17 protein-coding genes are annotated in these 16571 nt (G+C 39.5%); 8 read left to right on the forward strand and 9 right to left on the reverse strand.

What is annotated here, in order from left to right; translation table 11 throughout:
- The first annotated feature begins 82 nt into the window (after positions 1-82).
- The 8 genes from sfsA (at position 83) to P20429_RS00510 (ending at position 6520) form a co-directional block, all read left to right on the forward strand.
- Positions 83-802 carry a DNA/RNA nuclease SfsA gene (sfsA, locus tag P20429_RS00545; RefSeq protein WP_007587160.1) on the forward strand — a complete coding sequence of 240 codons (720 nt, stop codon included), beginning with the start codon at positions 83-85 and terminating at the stop codon, positions 800-802.
- Between the two features lie 316 nt (positions 803-1118).
- Positions 1119-1562 (forward strand): RNA polymerase-binding protein DksA, encoded by a 444-nt coding sequence (gene dksA, locus P20429_RS00540; protein ID WP_002962671.1) that lies wholly within the window; start codon positions 1119-1121, stop codon positions 1560-1562.
- Positions 1563-1582: 20 nt separating this feature from the next.
- Positions 1583-2527 (forward strand): tRNA glutamyl-Q(34) synthetase GluQRS, encoded by a 945-nt coding sequence (gluQRS, locus tag P20429_RS00535; protein WP_007587162.1) that lies wholly within the window; start codon positions 1583-1585, stop codon positions 2525-2527.
- A gap of 78 nt (positions 2528-2605) precedes the next feature.
- Complete coding sequence (gene pcnB / locus P20429_RS00530; RefSeq protein ID WP_007587164.1) at positions 2606-4087, forward strand: polynucleotide adenylyltransferase PcnB; 1482 nt, start codon at positions 2606-2608, stop codon at positions 4085-4087.
- Between the two features lie 4 nt (positions 4088-4091).
- Positions 4092-4577, forward strand: coding sequence for a 2-amino-4-hydroxy-6-hydroxymethyldihydropteridine diphosphokinase (gene folK, locus P20429_RS00525; RefSeq protein ID WP_007587165.1), 486 nt, complete (start codon positions 4092-4094; stop codon positions 4575-4577).
- A 30-nt stretch (positions 4578-4607) separates the two neighbouring features.
- Positions 4608-5402 (forward strand): 3-methyl-2-oxobutanoate hydroxymethyltransferase, encoded by a 795-nt coding sequence (gene panB, locus P20429_RS00520; RefSeq protein WP_007587166.1) that lies wholly within the window; start codon positions 4608-4610, stop codon positions 5400-5402.
- On the forward strand, positions 5402-6250 hold the full coding sequence (panC, locus tag P20429_RS00515; protein ID WP_007587167.1) for a pantoate--beta-alanine ligase: 849 nt from the start codon (positions 5402-5404) through the stop codon (positions 6248-6250). The genes panB and panC overlap by 1 nt, the downstream gene beginning before the upstream one ends.
- Before the next feature lie 33 nt (positions 6251-6283).
- On the forward strand, positions 6284-6520 hold the full coding sequence (locus P20429_RS00510) for a hypothetical protein (protein WP_007587168.1): 237 nt from the start codon (positions 6284-6286) through the stop codon (positions 6518-6520).
- A 233-nt stretch (positions 6521-6753) separates the two neighbouring features.
- On the opposite strand, the gene P20429_RS00505 is transcribed toward P20429_RS00510, so the two are convergent.
- The 9 genes from P20429_RS00505 to P20429_RS00465 form a co-directional block, all read right to left on the reverse strand.
- Positions 6754-7722, reverse strand: coding sequence for a PstS family phosphate ABC transporter substrate-binding protein (locus P20429_RS00505; protein WP_007587169.1), 969 nt, complete (start codon positions 7720-7722; stop codon positions 6754-6756).
- Between the two features lie 115 nt (positions 7723-7837).
- Positions 7838-9145 (reverse strand): phosphate regulon sensor histidine kinase PhoR, encoded by a 1308-nt coding sequence (phoR, locus tag P20429_RS00500; protein WP_007587170.1) that lies wholly within the window; start codon positions 9143-9145, stop codon positions 7838-7840.
- Positions 9146-9210: 65 nt separating this feature from the next.
- Positions 9211-9900, reverse strand: coding sequence for a phosphate regulon transcriptional regulator PhoB (gene phoB, locus P20429_RS00495; RefSeq protein ID WP_006791869.1), 690 nt, complete (start codon positions 9898-9900; stop codon positions 9211-9213).
- Between the two features lie 724 nt (positions 9901-10624).
- Positions 10625-11689, reverse strand: a complete 1065-nt coding sequence (gene fba, locus P20429_RS00490) for a class II fructose-bisphosphate aldolase (protein WP_007587174.1) — start codon at positions 11687-11689, stop codon at positions 10625-10627.
- 201 nt (positions 11690-11890) lie between these two features.
- On the reverse strand, positions 11891-13066 hold the full coding sequence (locus tag P20429_RS00485; RefSeq protein WP_007587175.1) for a phosphoglycerate kinase: 1176 nt from the start codon (positions 13064-13066) through the stop codon (positions 11891-11893).
- 64 nt (positions 13067-13130) lie between these two features.
- On the reverse strand, positions 13131-14147 hold the full coding sequence (epd, locus tag P20429_RS00480) for an erythrose-4-phosphate dehydrogenase (RefSeq protein WP_007587176.1): 1017 nt from the start codon (positions 14145-14147) through the stop codon (positions 13131-13133).
- A gap of 178 nt (positions 14148-14325) precedes the next feature.
- On the reverse strand, positions 14326-14988 hold the full coding sequence (locus tag P20429_RS00475) for a peroxiredoxin-like family protein (RefSeq protein ID WP_007587180.1): 663 nt from the start codon (positions 14986-14988) through the stop codon (positions 14326-14328).
- 79 nt (positions 14989-15067) lie between these two features.
- Positions 15068-15802, reverse strand: a complete 735-nt coding sequence (locus P20429_RS00470) for an SIMPL domain-containing protein (protein ID WP_007587181.1) — start codon at positions 15800-15802, stop codon at positions 15068-15070.
- Between the two features lie 138 nt (positions 15803-15940).
- The gene (locus P20429_RS00465) at positions 15941-16564 is read right to left on the reverse strand and encodes a 3'-5' exonuclease (RefSeq protein ID WP_007587182.1); all 624 of its coding nucleotides are present in this window, start codon (positions 16562-16564) and stop codon (positions 15941-15943) included.
- Positions 16565-16571: the final 7 nt, after the last annotated feature.

The following is a 16571-nucleotide window of genomic DNA, read 5'->3' on the forward strand; positions in this document are numbered from 1 at the left end:
ATAGAGCGCTTAAGTTCCCAACAGCTTGAGATAAATAACATAAACCACACTGCTGTGCAGTATTTACGCTTTGGAAGTTATCATGAAGTACACGCCAACTCTGCAACCTGCCACCTTATTAAAACGCTACAAGCGCTTTTTAGCTGATTTACAATTAAGTGATGGCAGTGAATTTACCGCCCACTGTGCTAATACAGGTAAAATGACGGGATGCGCAGAGCCGGGTTTTGCTGCTTTTTATTCAACAAGCGATAACGCAAAACGAAAATACCCGCATTCATTAGAGCTTACGCAAAATAACTTATCGCAGCTTATTTGTGTAAATACAGCGGTGGCCAATAAAGTAGTAGAAGAAGCAATAAACAATAATGTGATAAGCGAGCTACTCGACTACAGTCAATTGCAAAGCGAAGTAAAGTACGGCAGCGAAAACAGCAGAATCGACTTTTTACTCACAGACGAAAATAAGCCTGATTGCTACGTAGAAGTTAAATCAGTCACATTATTAAGCGAAGATGCACCACAAAGCGGGCAAGGCTACTTTCCTGATGCGCAAACACTGCGCGGACAAAAACATATTCGCGAACTAATAGAAATGATCGAACAAGGCCACCGAGCAGTATTACTGTTCGCTGTTTTGCATGAAGGAATAAATACAGTAAGTGCAGCTGCGCATATTGATAAAAAATACGCCACGCTATTAAGCCAAGCAATAATAGCCGGCGTTGAAGTATTAGCATACAAGGCCACAATTTCTGCTAATGAAGTTTTACTTCATAAAAAAATAGTATTTGCACAATAGTGTATTAAACCAAGGGATTGAACTAAGCGTAATTTGCAAAATAAGCAAAGTACTCAAATTAAAAAAAGTTATACAAAGTGAATTATAAAAATTAACTTGTTTTTAAAGCTTTTGCCCACATAACAAGGCAAGTTTTAGAAAGCGAATATGTGAATTAATTAAAAGTGTAAATAAACTATTAATACACTTTTTACTCAGTAAGCATGGTTGAAGCTAATTCGATTAATTAAAAATAAATTTGCCTAGGGTATAAGATTCTGTTATTTATACCGCCGGCTAATGCTGAGGCATTAAATTAAGGATTTAGGAGAGAGTTATGCCAGACCAAAAGAAACATGGTTTATTGGCTCAAGCCGGTTTAGAACCATACCAAGAAAAACCAGGCGAAGAGTACATGAATGATGCACAACGTGCTCATTTTAGAGCGATTTTAGAAACTTGGCGTAATGATTTACGTAACGAAGTTGATCGTACTAAATCGCACATGCAAGACGAAGCTGCTAACTTTCCTGACCCAGTTGACCGCGCTGCACAAGAAGAAGAGTTCTCTTTAGAACTTCGTACTCGTGACCGCGAACGTAAATTAATCAAAAAAATTGAAAAAACAATTAATTTGATTAAAGAAGATGATTTTGGCTTTTGTGAGTCTTGTGGCATCGAAATTGGCATACGTCGCTTAGAAGCACGTCCTACTGCCGATTTATGCGTAGACTGCAAAACACTTGCAGAAATCAAAGAAAAGCAATCTGGACGCGGCTAATTAATACTTATTAATTAGTTATGTCTCCTACAGCCGTTACTGCGCCTATGCGTAAATATCGCGGTCGTTTTGCACCGTCTCCTTCTGGGCCATTACATTTTGGCTCACTTGTAGCGGCTGTGGGTAGTTATCTAGATGCAAAAGCTAACCAAGGAGATTGGTTAGTTCGTATTGAAGACATTGACACTACGCGCGTGGTTAAAAACGCCGACTCCGATATTCTTAATACCTTACATGCCTACGCCCTTCACTGGGACGAACCTGTTGTATATCAAACGCAGCGTCTGCCTTTATACCAAGATATTACCCACTCACTTTTAAAACAAAACCTTGTTTATGGTTGCACCTGTACTCGCAAACAAATAAAAGCCATTGGCGGTATTTATCAGGGGCATTGCCAAGCACTTAATCATAATACTCAATGCGGTGCGCTTCGCTTAGTTCAGCAACATCCAACGACTCAATTTAATGATTTAATTCAAGGTGATATAACGGTAAATAGCGCCCTTTCCCATGAAGATTACTTAATTAAACGCAGCGATGACTTATTTGCATATCAACTTGTTGTGGTCGTCGATGATATTGCTCAAGGGATTAATCGAATTGTAAGAGGTGCTGATTTAATTGAGCCAACCGCACGGCAAATTAGTTTGTTTAAACAACTCAATAGCCCTGTACCTGAATTTGCTCATTTACCTTTAGCGGTTGCCAAGCCTGGTTTCAAATTGTCTAAACAAAATTATGCTCCCGCCATTAGCAAACAAAATCCAAAGCCTGCTTTAATTAGTGCATTTGAATTTTTAGGGTTGCCTGTTATAGCTGATTTAATCGATTTAAATATTGAACAATTAATCGCTTGGGGAATTAAAAACTTTAGCTTAAAACAGGTACCACAAGTATCCGAAATACAAATTTCTCAGCATCCACGTAGTCAGAAAGTCCAATTTACACATTTAAGTAAATAAAATAGCTAAAAACGGCTTAATTTCAACACATCAACTTAATTTTTAAACCCTGCTGGTATATGATAGCCGCCTAAATATATGCTAATTACGTCAAACAGCTTGTACTGGGCTATAACCGCCCCATTTGCTGTAACTTTTGATTGCGATGCAGAGTCAATCACACCTTCTAGGAGACAGACTATTATTTCCAAGCTTTTTCAATTTTGCCGACAAATAATCGGCCCGAATACCAGTGCCGAAAGCGCTTCTGTAAGCAGTGAACCTATTGTTGTCACTCGTGGTGAGCATGGTATTTCTCGCAAACAATTTAGCCCAAATGCAATCAAAGTATTATACCGCTTAAAAGACGGTGGCTACGATGCCTACCTTGTTGGTGGTTGTATTCGCGATATATTGTTAGGCCAACAGCCAAAAGATTTTGACGTAGTTACTAATGCCACGCCAGATCAAGTAAAAAAACTATTTAGAAACTGTCGCCTTATTGGTCGTCGCTTTCGTTTAGCACATATTGTATTTGGCCGTGAAATTATTGAAGTGGCGACTATGCGTGGCCACCACGAAGCGCAAGAAGACAAAAATCAAATAAGCCAATCAAGCGATGAAGGCCAATTACTACGTGACAACGTATTTGGCAGTATTGAAGAAGATGCAGAACGCCGCGACTTTTCAATCAATGCACTTTATTACTCAATCAAAGATTTTAGTATTCACGATTACGCCAACGGCTTAGCGGCAATTAAAGCTAAACAAATTGAGCTAATCGGCGACCCTGAAACGCGTTACCGCGAAGACCCTGTTCGTATGTTACGTGCAGTTCGCTTTGCTACTAAACTTGATATGAGCATTGCGCCTAAAAGTGAAAAGCCAATTAGTGAGCTTGCAAGTTTGCTTGATAACATTCCGCCAGCACGTTTATTTGAAGAAATTCTTAAGCTGTTTTTAAATGGCAAGGCCGAAGCCAACTTTTTAATGCTGCGTAAATACGGCTTATTCCGCTCACTGTTTCCTGAGCTTGATAAAATCTTAGATAAAAACCCAAGTGGCTTAGAACACACGCTTATTCAGCAAATGTTTCAAAATACCGACAAACGTATTAATGCCGATAAAAAAGTAACACCAGCGTTTATTTTTGCCGCACTACTTTGGTTCCCGCTGCTTGAACGTACTAAAAAGATTCAAAGCCAAGAGCAACTTGCAGAATACGATGCTTTCGCACAAGCAATGAATAAAGTACTAAGCGATAACTCACAACACATTGCGGTTCCTAAACGCTTTACTTTAGGTGCTCGCGATATTTGGCATATTCAGCACCGTTTGGATAAACGCGCAGGCCAACGTGCTTACAGACTAACGCAGCAACCTCGCTTTAAAGCCGCCTACGACTTTTTACTCTTACGCGTAGATGCAGGCGAAACACAGCATACTGAGCTTGCCCAGTGGTGGACACAATACTTAAGCCAAGATATAAACGGCCAAAAAGAGATGGTTAAAAACTTAGGCCATCAAGGTGGTCCTAAGCCGCGAAAGCGCCGTCGACCTACTAAAAAGCCAGCTGAGTAATAACATGCACTGTGTTTATTTGGGTTTAGGTGCCAACCTAAACTCACCAAAAGAGCAGCTTGATAACGCGGTAATCGCGCTTAAAAAGCTGCCTAATTGTGAATTTATAAACGTATCGCATTACTATGCAAGTAAGCCTATGGGCCCACAAGATCAACCAGACTATATCAATGCAGTAGCGTGCATTAAAACGACCCTTGAGCCAGAGCAATTACTTGATTTAACGCAACGTATTGAACTTGAGCATGGTCGAGTAAGAAAGGCTGAGCGTTGGGGTCCACGCACACTTGATATAGATACTCTATTATTTGATGATCAAATTATAAATACGGTGCGCTTAACTGTGCCTCATTATGGTTTGAATAATCGCGAGTTTGTGGTTTATCCACTATTAGAGCTTGCACCTGAACTTATTTTACCTAGCGGCATTGCATTAAAAACCATTGCAAATAATTTACCGCTCAACGACTTACAACAATTACCTCTGTAATTAACCTAGGCTTTTGCCTGCGAGGATATTATGTCTAAAATAACCGTTTCTACTTTAAATAAAATGAAAGCAGAAAATAACAAAATTACTGCATTAACAGCCTATGACGCTAGTTTTGCAAAGTTATTTCATGATAACGGCGTTGAAGTTATTTTAGTGGGCGACTCTTTGGGCATGGTACTACAAGGCGGCGATGACACCCTTGGCGTAACCAATCAAGATATTGCATATCATACCCGCTGTGTACGCGCTGGTAGCCGCGAATTATTTGTAATTGCTGACTTACCTTTTATGACCTACTCAAGCGTAAGTGATACTTGTAAAAATGCAGCTGAGCTTATGCGCGCTGGCGCAAACATGATTAAGCTTGAAGGCGGAGAATGGCTTTACGAGAGCATTAAAACGCTTACTCAACAAGGTATTCCAGTTTGCGGGCATTTAGGCCTTACACCACAGTCAGTGCATGTATTTGGTGGCTTTAAAATACAAGGTCGCGAAGAAGACAAAGCACAAAAAATGATTGATGACGCAAAAGCACTAGAAGCTGCTGGCGCACAATTATTAGTACTTGAATGTATTCCAAGTGCACTGGCAAAACGCATTACAGACGCTCTAAGTATCCCAACAATTGGTATTGGTGCGGGCAGTTTAACTGACGGCCAAATACTGGTAATGCATGACCTTGTTGGTATTTCAGCAGGTTACATTCCTAAATTTTCTAAAAACTTTTTGCTCGAAACAGGCAATATGCCTGCAGCCGTTCAAAAGTATTGTACAGACGTTAAAAATGGCGCGTTTCCAAGCGCTGAACACGAGTTTAAATAATGCAGTCAATTACTGAAATCAGATCGTTACGTAGTCAAATTAAAGCATGGCGCCAAGCGGGTCTTAGCGTGGCACTTGTGCCAACGATGGGCAACTTGCACCGTGGGCATTTTTCGCTAGTAGAAAAAGCAAAAAACTTAGCCGATAAAGTCGTTGTGAGTATTTTTGTTAACCCAATGCAATTTGGTGCTAACGAAGATTTAGATAACTATCCTCGTACACTAAACGAAGATAAACAAGGCCTTGCAGAACTAGGCACTGATATTGTATTTACCCCAAGTGTAGAGACAATTTATCCAAATGGACTTGGCGCACAGAGCTTTGTAGATGTGCCTGATATTTCATTAGGTTACTGTGGTGGCTCACGCCCTGGTCACTTTAGAGGTGTTGCCACGGTAGTTACAAAATTATTTAATCTTGTACAACCCGATTACGCCTGCTTTGGTGAAAAGGATTTTCAGCAACTGCAAGTAATTAAAACCATGGCACGCGACCTATCAATTCCGGTTGAAGTTATTGGTGTACCTACAATGCGAGAAGTTTCTGGCCTTGCTATGAGCTCACGTAATGGTTACTTATCTGATGAGCAAAAAGCGACTGCAACCGTATTATTTAAAGCACTTAATACATGCGCTGAGCAACTTAAAAGCGGCGAAAAAGACTTCGTAAAACTTGAAAGCTTAGCTAAACAGAGCTTAGAGCAAGCTGGCCTAAAGCCAGACTATTTTGAGATTGCTCAACGAGATACATTAAAAACTGCTACAATCGAAGATACTCAATTTGTTATTTTAGCCGCAGCCTATTTTGGTGGTGTTAGATTGATCGACAATATTCAAGTCGAAATTTAATATTATTGCGACTCCATTTTAAGGATAAGAAGCATGCACACTTTAATAAAAACAAGCGTAGTCGCCCTTACTTTTGCACTATTAGTAGGCTGCCAAAACCAAGTTGAAAACCCTGAAATGAATCAGTGTGCTCAACAAAATTACCAATGCGAAAGTACATGCGAACAGCAAACAACTGCTGAGGGCTTAAAGCAACAAGTATGCTCTGGAAAATGTGTTGAGAGCTATAATCAATGTAAAGCACAAGCCGAAAAATTAGGTAATATTTAATTCCTTAAAGTTTTTAGTTTTAGGCACAAAAAAACCGCTCAATGAGCGGTTTTTTATTGCCTATGTTTTATCATACCAATTTTATTAAAAACATGACCATTCTAGCGTATTAAATAACTCACTAACTACGTTAAAAATTATTTATATAGAACAACTATGTATCATAATTTTAGCCTTGTTATTGCGCTATTTTCTTATCGCTATAATAACTCACTAATTTAATGCAATTGGTATTAGTTCAAACCAAGCTTTTTAAGTTCTGTTTTTACTAGCTTTGCAGAAAGTGGTACATAACCATCTTTTTCTACAATTTGCTGACCATCTTTTGAAAGTACCATTTTTAAGAATTGCGCTTCCATTGGAGACAACGGCTTGTTTGGGTGCTTATTCACATAAAGGTATAAAAAGCGAGATAATGGATATTTGCCTTGTGCAACGTTATCAAGTGTTGCATCAACAAAGTTATCGCCTTTTTTAGCTAGCGGTACTGTACGTACGCCCGATGTTTTATAACCAATACCTGAGTAACCAATTGCATTTAATGAAGATGAAATTGACTGTACTACTGATGCAGAACCCGGTTGCTCATTTACATTATTACGGAAATCACCTTTACAAAGTGCTTTCTTTTTAAAGTAGCCATACGTACCTGATACTGAGTTGCGTCCGTAAAGTTGCACATCTTTAGCTGCCCAATCACCTGTTAGGCCGACATCGCTCCAACGATTAACTTGTTCTGGTGCGCCACATTTACGAGTAGATGAAAAAATAGCATCTACTTGGTCAATACGAAGACCTTCAATTGGGTTATCTTTATGTACAAATACAGCAAGTGCATCAATAGCTACGCGAACTTCTGTTGGCTTGTAACCGTAACGTTTTTCGAACGCTTCGATTTCTTTAGATTTCATTTTACGGCTCATTGGACCTAGGTTAGCTGTACCTTCGGTAAGTGCCGGTGGTGCAGTAGAAGAACCTGCCGCTTGAATTTGAATATTTACATTTGGGTAAATACGTTTGTACTCTTCAGCCCAGAACGTCATCATGTTGGCTAAAGTATCAGAACCTACTGATGAGAAGTTACCTGAAACACCACTAATTTTTTGATACTCAGGAATATCTTGATCTAAAGCAACTGCTTGTGCAGATACAAAAGTTGTAACAGCCACACCCATTGCGGCAACTAAGTTTTTAAATTTCATGTAGGGTTCTCCGGTTTGTTCGTCCCATTTTCTAACTGCTGCCCACTCTAAAGTGAGTACATGACAGTTACATTACTCTTAAATGACACTTTTATGACTTTGCTTTTCAGCCTAATTACTTAGCTAGCGAAACTATCTTATCTATTGAAAATTCGAAAGAAAAACACGAACCTTTGTTAACTTCACTGCTAATATTTAATTTACTATCGTGGCGCGTTAGTACATGTTTTGTAATCGCAAGCCCTAAACCTGAGCCACCTGTTGTTCTGCTGCGGGCTTTATCAACACGATAAAAACGCTCAGTTAAACGGTTAATATGCTCTGGCGCAATACCATCACCATTATCGGTAACACTAAAACACGCTTTATTGTTTTTGCGCTGCCAACACACTTCCACTTTGCCACCGGGTTTAGTGTAATGAATGGCGTTAAATACTAAATTAGAAAACGCACTACGCAGTTCATCCTCAGAGCCTTTAATATCGAGGGTTTTATCAATATTAAAAATAAGCTCATGGCCTTTGTCTTGATTAATTGAGTTTGCCTCAGTGTGAATATAACCAAGTAATTGCGGTACGTTTATGGCTTTATCGTTATCTTGGCGACGAGCACCTTCAATACGTGAAAGCGATAATAATTGGCTGACTAAGCTATCCATGCGCTTGCATTGTTCAAGCATAGTATTTTGCGCTTTGTTCCACATTGCTGGCGGCGGCATCATGTCGCCATCCATCATCTCAAGATACCCAGTAACCACTGTAAGCGGTGTACGTAGTTCGTGTGACACATTGGCAACAAAGTCTTTACGCATCTGTTCTAGCTGTTTTAAGCGCGTTACATCACGCACAACAACCATAAGTTGCGTGCTTGCATAAGGCATTACCCTAAATTCTAGTACTTGCTCAATGCTATGGCCATTATCCAGCTCAAGCGCGTCGTCAAATTCACCTTTGTGCATGTATTTAGCAAACTTAGGTTCGCGAATTAAATTATCAAGACGCTGACCATGATCGGTTGGCCACTGCAAACCAAGCACTTTAAGGGCTAATTGATTACACCACACAATACTTAAATCGTTTTGTAATACCACTACCGCATCAGGTACTGCTTCAGCCCCATCGCGAAAGCGACGAATTAAATCAGCAAGCTCATTACGTTTTTTACGATTACGGTGCTGTAGATGATAAATACCTTCAAACACTTGCTCCCATGCACCCTCGCCCTCAGGTGGATTAAAGCTACGTTGATTAAGTAGCCAATCGCTCAAACGATAAAGTTGATGGTAGTGCCAAATAAGGAGGGAAAAAGATCCTAAAAATAAAAGCAAAAATGGCGCGCCAACTAGCACACCAATTAATAGTAAGGGTAAAAAATAGATAAACAGGCGCTTTACTAACGCCTGCTTATTAACAACTCGATACATACACTCACTTTACCTTAGAGTAGTAATACATGCGTATTTCATACATTAGCTAAGCTTTAAGCTGATCACAGCTTACTTGAAAAACGATATCCAGCACCACGTACAGTTTGCACCAAACGGTCATGTCCAAGTGGGCCAATTGCTTTACGCAGACGACGAATGTGCACATCAACCGTGCGATCTTCTACGTAAACATTAGTTCCCCATACATGATCAAGCAGTTGTTCACGGCTATAAACACGCTCTGGGTGAGTCATAAAAAAGTGCAGTAATCTAAATTCGGTTGGCCCCATATCAAGCTCGTTACCTTCTGAGGTAACACGATGCGAAATAGGGTCTAAACGCAGGCCATGTACTTCAATAGCTTCTTCTAATGAGGTTGGCGATACACGGCGAATAACCGCTTTAATACGCGCCATAAGCTCTTTAGGAGAAAACGGCTTAGTGACGTAATCGTCAGCACCTACTTCAAGACCGCGTACTTTGTCTTCTTCTTCGCCGCGGGCTGTAAGCATAATAATTGGGATTTGGCGGGTGTGTTCGTTTTGCTTAAACTTTTTAGCAATTTGAATACCGCTTCCACCTGGTAACATCCAATCAAGTAAAACCATATCTGGGTAAGGTTCAACCATAGCTGCAATAGCAGAGTCGTAATCTTCTGCTTCAATTGCTTGAAATCCATTTTGCTCTAAAACAAAAACCAACATCTCCCTAATAGGAGCTTCGTCATCTACGACTAGTACTTTACGTGACATTCCAATTTATCTCTTACGCTATCGAATTAGTTTTCATTATTATGACTAAGTATGACATTTTTATGAAAGTGTAACGTGTAAATTAAAATGGTGGTAAAAAAAACACAAATTAGTGACAAAAAACCTCATTAACGTCATATTTTTAAAACCTTTTTAATATTTAACGTAATAAAAAGAGATTTACGATAAATTTATAAAATAGCTAATTTTTGAAATTATCTACTTTTTGTCGCTAATTAAATCATTAAATAATACAAAATCAGCTGGGATCATTGTTTTACTAACCAAGACTTTTTTACAGATCGATCGTTTAAAAGTAACTTTAAAGCTATTTTAAAATTAACAAACCCGCCTGTGTAACAATCAATACGTTTAAAAATAGATCTAAATTTTACTAAGCCCCAAATAAAGGATCAGATTTTTACCAAGCCGATCCACTCTCAGATCAGAGTTGTACCTAGTCAAAGCCATAAGTTGTTGATTGTTTATACAAATAAATAACGATCAAATTATCTCAGAGCCTAAAATAGCGAAAAAGTGTATTTGGCTTAGTAAAGTAATGATCCGAAAAGGCTGTGTTAGTAAATGCGTGATCCCAAAGTACGGCGTTGATAGTACAGCGATCTGATCAATAGAAGCCGTAACCTGCAATATAAAAAGGGCTGACATTAAAAAAGCCAGCAACAAAGTTACTGGCTTAAATGATCAATTATAAATTGATCTATTATCTAATTTTAGGGTCTAGTTCGCCGCTTAAGTATTTAAGGTGCATTTCATCAAGTGAAATTGGCTTAATTTTACTAGCCTGACCAGAAGTACCAAACGAGTTATAGCGTGCAACACAAATCTCTGTCATTGCTTTAGTTGCTTCAGCTAAGTATTTACGTGGATCGAAGTTAGATGGGTTAAGCGCCATATGACGGCGAATTGCACCGGTAGATGCTAAACGTAAATCGGTATCAATATTTACTTTACGAACACCAAACTTAATGCCTTCAACAATCTGTTCAACTGGCACACCATAAGTTTCTGGAATTTCGCCACCATACTGATTAATAATTTCTAACCATTCTTGAGGAACTGAAGATGAACCATGCATCACTAAATGCGTGTTAGGAATACGTGCATGAATCGCTTTAATGCGGTCAATCGCTAAAATGTCATCTGTTGGTGGGCGAGTAAATTTATAAGCTCCGTGCGAAGTACCACAGGCAATTGCAAGTGCATCAACATGTGTTTTATTTACAAAGTCAGCCGCTTCTTCTGGGTCTGTTAGCATTTGCTCAGTGGTTAGTAACCCTTCTGCGCCAACACCATCTTCTTCGCCAGCTTCACCGGTTTCCAGTGAACCAAGTACACCTAGCTCGCCTTCAACCGATACGCCACAAGCATGCGCCATAGCAACAGTTTCGCGCGTTACTTCTACATTGTATTCGTAGCTTGAAGGAGTTTTACCGTCGCTCATTAACGAGCCATCCATCATTACTGATGAAAAACCAAGCTGAATTGAACGCTGACATACGCCTGGCGATGTGCCGTGATCTTGGTGCATAACAACCGGAATATGTGGCCATTCTTCAACGGCTGCTAAAATCATATGACGAATAAATGGAGCACCAGCATAAGCACGTGCGCCAGCTGATCCCTGAACGATTACTGGGCTGTTTGTTTTGTCAGCCGCTTCCATTATTGCGCGCATTTGCTCTTGATTGTTAACGTTAAAAGCAGGTACGCCGTAACCATGCTCTGCTGCATGATCTAAAAGTTGTCGCATACTGATTAAAGCCATTGGGTATTCTCCAATTTATCGACAGTAGTTCCCTACCATCTAGTTTGAACGGATGTGTTAGTTTGGCGTTACTACAACGCCACGAAAAACCACTGCTTTGCAGTAATATTCCGTCTAAATTAACTATTAAATTAGGGTGAGAGGTATTTAATAATTAATTGTCGGTGAGGGCTATTACCCCCTCACCTTACGCTACTAAAATTACTTAGCGCGCGACTCTAGCATTTCAACTGCTGGAAGTTTTTTGCCTTCTAAAAACTCTAAGAACGCACCACCACCAGTAGAAATATAAGAAACTTTATCGGCAATGCCGTATTTATCAATTGCGGCTAAGGTATCACCACCACCAGCAATTGAAAACGCATTTGAGTTAGCAATTGCTTGTGCAATAGCACGTGTGCCATTACCAAACTGGTCAAACTCGAACACGCCAACAGGGCCATTCCATACAACAGTGCCCGCATTTGCAATAATTTTTGCAAGCTTGCTCGCTGTATCAGGACCAATATCAAAAATCATATCGTCGCTTGTCACTTCGCTTACATCTTTAAGCGTAGCTACAGCAGATTCAGAAAATTCATTACCAACAACTACGTCAGTCGGTACCGGAATTTCACCATTATTAGCAATCGCTGCTGCACATAAACGGTTCGCTTCATCCATTAAATCAGGTTCGTAAAGCGATTTACCAACTGGGCTACCTGATGCAGCAATAAAGGTATTTGCAATACCGCCGCCGGTAACTAATTGGTCAACAATTTTAGAAAGTGAATCTAAAACGGTTAGCTTAGTTGAAACTTTAGAACCACCAACAATCGCCACTAATGGACGAGCTGGGTTATCAAGTGCTTTGCCTAACGCTTCTAGTTCAGCTGATAACAATGGACCTGCACATGCCACATCAGCAAATAAGCCAACGCCATGCGTAGATGCTTGTGCACGGTGAGCCGTACCAAATGCATCCATTACATATACATCACACAGTGCTGCAAGTTGCTTAGATAGCGCTTCGTCGTTTTTCTTCTCGCCTTTGTTAAAGCGCACATTTTCAAAAACAACAACTTCGTTATCCGCAATATCAACACCGTTTAGGTAATCTTTTTCTAAACGTACAGTTTGCTCAAGGGCATCGTTTAAGTAATCAGCTACAGGTGCTAGCGAAAACGCCTCATCATATTCCCCTTCCGTAGGACGGCCAAGGTGTGACATAACCATTACTTTAGCACCCATCTCAAGCGCTAATTTAATAGTAGGTAGTGCTGCACGAATACGCGCATCTGACGTCACTTTACCTGCTTTAACTGGTACATTTAAATCTTCACGAATTAATACGCGTTTGCCGTTTAAATCTAAATCTGCCATTTTTATGACCGACATGAACATCTCCTTAGTTAACGATACTGAACCTGAAAAATACGTTTAAAATTATTATATTAATAAATTACTTATTCACTGCCATCATAGCACGCGCTGTGTCGAGCATACGATTAGCAAAACCCCATTCGTTATCACACCATACTAATAACTTTATCAGTCGTTTGTGACTAACACGTGTTTGTGTGCCATCAATAATACAAGAATGTGGGTCGTGATTAAAATCAACCGACACAAGCGGCTCTTCGGTATAACTTAAAATACCTTCTAAGCGGTCTTTTGCTTGTGCTTTAAGTGCGTTATTTACTGCGTTTAAATCTACATCGGTATTAACCGTTACACTTAAATCCATTGCCGTGACATTTATAGTCGGTACACGTACGGCGATGGCTTCAAAACGGCCTTTAAATTTAGGTAAAATACGGTCTATACCACGGGCGAGCTTTGTATCAACTGGAATAATTGATTGGCTTGCAGCGCGAGTACGGCGTAAATCATGATGATAACCATCAATCACTTGTTGATCGTTCATCGACGCATGAATCGTTGTAATAGCGCCCGACTCAATACCAAATGCATCATCTAATACTTTAATAACCGGCACAACACAGTTAGTTGTACACGAGCCGTTAGAAACAATTGTGTGCTCGTTTTTAAGCTCATCGTCGTTAATGCCATACACAATCGTAGCATCAACATCGTTATCGGCCGGATGCGAAAACAACACCTTTTTAGCGCCTGCGGTAATATGTAACTGCGCATGTTCACGCGAGTGATAAACACCAGTACATTCAAGTACAACGTCTACATCGAGCGTTTGCCAAGGTAATTCAATTGGGTTTTCTTCACAAAAAAGTGCAATGGTATCGCCTGCAACACTAATGGTGTCTTCACCAAGTTTTACAGGAAAAGAAAAACGACCGTGGGATGTGTCGTATTTTAATAAATGAGCAATAGCTTCAGGATCAGCAAGTTCGTTAATCGCAACAATTTTTATATCGTCGCTCAAACCAGACTCGTATAACGCGCGGACAATATTTCGACCAATACGACCAAAACCATTAATTGCAAGTTTGATTGCCATGAAATATAAAATCCACTCTTTTAGCGTGCAGATAAAGGCAATACGCCTTTTAGATGGCTGTATTGTAATCGACCTTGAGCATTATTATAAGAGGGTAGCATTAGAAACTTTAAATTAAGGTTAAAGAGCTTACGCATTGCAAGCTCTTCGATGGTTCTGACTTTTTAAATTAAGTTTTTTATACTAAATTTTTCAATGCGTTAATTATATCTTCTGGCTCAGAACGAGTACGATAATCAACATCAACATAACGCCAAGTCACTTTACCTTGTTTATCTAAAACAAAGGTGGCAGGGATCGGTAAAACACGACTATTGCCATTGTTAACCGACTCTAAATCTAGGCCTCGGTCTACTCGCATATGCTCTAGTAAAAATGTGGGTACTTGCCATGCTACGCCGTAGCTTGCTGCTACATCCGCATTTTGATCACTCAGCACTAAAAAATCCATTTTACTTATTTCATCATCACTAAGTGAGCCATCGGGTACTTGCGGGCTAATAGCCACCAATTGTGCGCCTAATGCGTGAATTTCAGGTAAACGTGCTTCAAGCGCTTTGAGCTGTAAATTGCAGTACGGACACCAACTTCCACGATAAAAAGTAACAACCACAGGTCCTTTAGCAAGTAACTCGGTTAACTGCACCGATTGACCATGTTGATTTGGTAACTCAAAACTTGGTGCGCTTTGGTTTAAATCAAGTGCATTAGCACCTTGCTGAAACGCTTTTGCTTGTGCAATCGTTTCATCAACACCTTTCATGAAATCAGGATTACCTTTTCGCCCTGCGGCTATTTTTGCCTCAGTTTGTGCTTTTAACGTGTTATTTTCATCGCTCATAATATGGCTACCTTCAAATTAATCAAAAACTTAAAGCCAGCTTACATTATGAAAATGTATTTGAAATGAAAATTTTAACTTATTCATTTACTTCTAAATCAAACACCACGTTTATTGATGATTTAAATGTAATAGTTTCTTGCAGGTATCTACCTTGCTCAAATGGATTTCTAGTAACTTTAGAACCGGTTACAACTATTCTCTCAAAATTATCTGCGCCATAACCATAACTTGAACGGTTAGAATTTGAATTAATGCTGTAAATTTTTCCAAGCTCTGCGCCAAATGCTTTAGCAAGCTTACCCCCTTTAACTATAGCGTTATCTATTGCGCCTTGTGTTGCTTCAGCTTCTAACTGCGCGGCTTTTGAAGACATAAGCTCAATATTCGTCAGTTCATTAATTTTTACACTTAATGCAAAATCGATAAAATCATTCAACTTTTCAATATTTCTTAATGTTACTTTAAGTGTTCTTGTTGCTACATATCCTGCATTAATTGCTGTACCGCTCTCGACATTAAACTTGTCGTCATCATTGTAAGTTAACAGGCTTGTAGCAGAAACATCCGTCTCCTTAACACCGTACTTGCTTAATCCTTTAAGTAACAAATTTACTCGATCATCAACATCACGTTTAGCATCAAGTGATTTGTCTTTAAAGCTTATTACTTCAAAAGAAATCTTAGCCATATCGGGCTTTGCTAATACCTCTGCAGTACCCTGCACTGCAATATGGCGATTAGCAGGCAAGCTTGAATTAGCAAAAGTGATGAGTGGGAATAAGGTTAAGAAAATAGTAGTGATGAGTTTCATGTTCGTTCCTTGAAGTAATTAGTAAATAATGATTACGTAACTGTACCTATAGTTATACGGATAACAATAAAAGTAAACTGCTCTTTATTGTAGGCGGGAGTTTATCTCGCGCTGCATAAAGCCCCGCATACAGCCAACCTACGTCAACTCGCCTACTTTTAACTCTTTGCCACGGCTTATTTGATGGCACTGGGCTAGCAGTAACTCGGCGGTGGCTTGTGCATCGGTCAGTGCATGATGGCAATGATAGCTTGGTAACTCATAACGTGTGCGGCAAGCATTAAGGGTTAAATCATCTTGTTTAATTTCAGTTGAATGATGGAGTAAGCGCTTTTGTTCAATATGGAGTGTGTCGATTATGAGTTTAGGACGTATAGTTATATTGGCATTTTTAAGCGCTATTTTTAAAAACCCCCAATCGAGCATGGCATTATGAAACACTAAAATACAATCACTAAAGTGGCTGCTTAGTTGCGTTAATATACTGCACAAGCTCTGTCCTTTTGTTATAGCATCGTCGCTAATTCCATGAAAAACAGGACTTTGCTCAAGGCTTTTTACGTCTTTATTTATAAGGTGCTGTGACTCGCTCATTTTTATACATTGGTTATCTATTATCACCCACGCTACCGATACAATTTCGTGCTGTTTTGCATCAAGGCCAGTGAGCTCTAAATCAATCACTAAGTAACGTTGTTGTAAGGCATTTTTGCCTAGTAATTTACGGCGCTTTAAATACCGAGTGAGCAGCTTTTTTACCATGTTAGTA

Source organism: Pseudoalteromonas sp. BSi20429 (assembly GCF_000238895.1).
Classification (GTDB): domain Bacteria; phylum Pseudomonadota; class Gammaproteobacteria; order Enterobacterales; family Alteromonadaceae; genus Pseudoalteromonas; species Pseudoalteromonas arctica.

Bases quoted from the DNA above. Each gene is read 5' to 3' on its own strand.
- fba (WP_007587174.1), bottom strand. From the start codon at position 11,689: ATGGCTTTAATCAGTATGCGACAACTTTTAGATCATGCAGCAGAGCAT.
- panC (WP_007587167.1), top strand. From the start codon at position 5,402: ATGCAGTCAATTACTGAAATCAGATCGTTACGTAGTCAAATTAAAGCA.
- P20429_RS00505 (WP_007587169.1), bottom strand. From the start codon at position 7,722: ATGAAATTTAAAAACTTAGTTGCCGCAATGGGTGTGGCTGTTACAACT.
- sfsA (WP_007587160.1), top strand. From the start codon at position 83: ATGAAGTACACGCCAACTCTGCAACCTGCCACCTTATTAAAACGCTAC.
- pcnB (WP_007587164.1), top strand. From the start codon at position 2,606: ATGCTAATTACGTCAAACAGCTTGTACTGGGCTATAACCGCCCCATTT.
- panB (WP_007587166.1), top strand. From the start codon at position 4,608: ATGTCTAAAATAACCGTTTCTACTTTAAATAAAATGAAAGCAGAAAAT.
- dksA (WP_002962671.1), top strand. From the start codon at position 1,119: ATGCCAGACCAAAAGAAACATGGTTTATTGGCTCAAGCCGGTTTAGAA.
- P20429_RS00470 (WP_007587181.1), bottom strand. From the start codon at position 15,802: ATGAAACTCATCACTACTATTTTCTTAACCTTATTCCCACTCATCACT.
- phoR (WP_007587170.1), bottom strand. From the start codon at position 9,145: ATGTATCGAGTTGTTAATAAGCAGGCGTTAGTAAAGCGCCTGTTTATC.
- folK (WP_007587165.1), top strand. From the start codon at position 4,092: ATGCACTGTGTTTATTTGGGTTTAGGTGCCAACCTAAACTCACCAAAA.
- P20429_RS00465 (WP_007587182.1), bottom strand. From the start codon at position 16,564: ATGGTAAAAAAGCTGCTCACTCGGTATTTAAAGCGCCGTAAATTACTA.
- P20429_RS00475 (WP_007587180.1), bottom strand. From the start codon at position 14,988: ATGAGCGATGAAAATAACACGTTAAAAGCACAAACTGAGGCAAAAATA.
- epd (WP_007587176.1), bottom strand. From the start codon at position 14,147: ATGGCAATCAAACTTGCAATTAATGGTTTTGGTCGTATTGGTCGAAAT.
- P20429_RS00510 (WP_007587168.1), top strand. From the start codon at position 6,284: ATGCACACTTTAATAAAAACAAGCGTAGTCGCCCTTACTTTTGCACTA.
- P20429_RS00485 (WP_007587175.1), bottom strand. From the start codon at position 13,066: ATGTCGGTCATAAAAATGGCAGATTTAGATTTAAACGGCAAACGCGTA.
- phoB (WP_006791869.1), bottom strand. From the start codon at position 9,900: ATGTCACGTAAAGTACTAGTCGTAGATGACGAAGCTCCTATTAGGGAG.
- gluQRS (WP_007587162.1), top strand. From the start codon at position 1,583: ATGTCTCCTACAGCCGTTACTGCGCCTATGCGTAAATATCGCGGTCGT.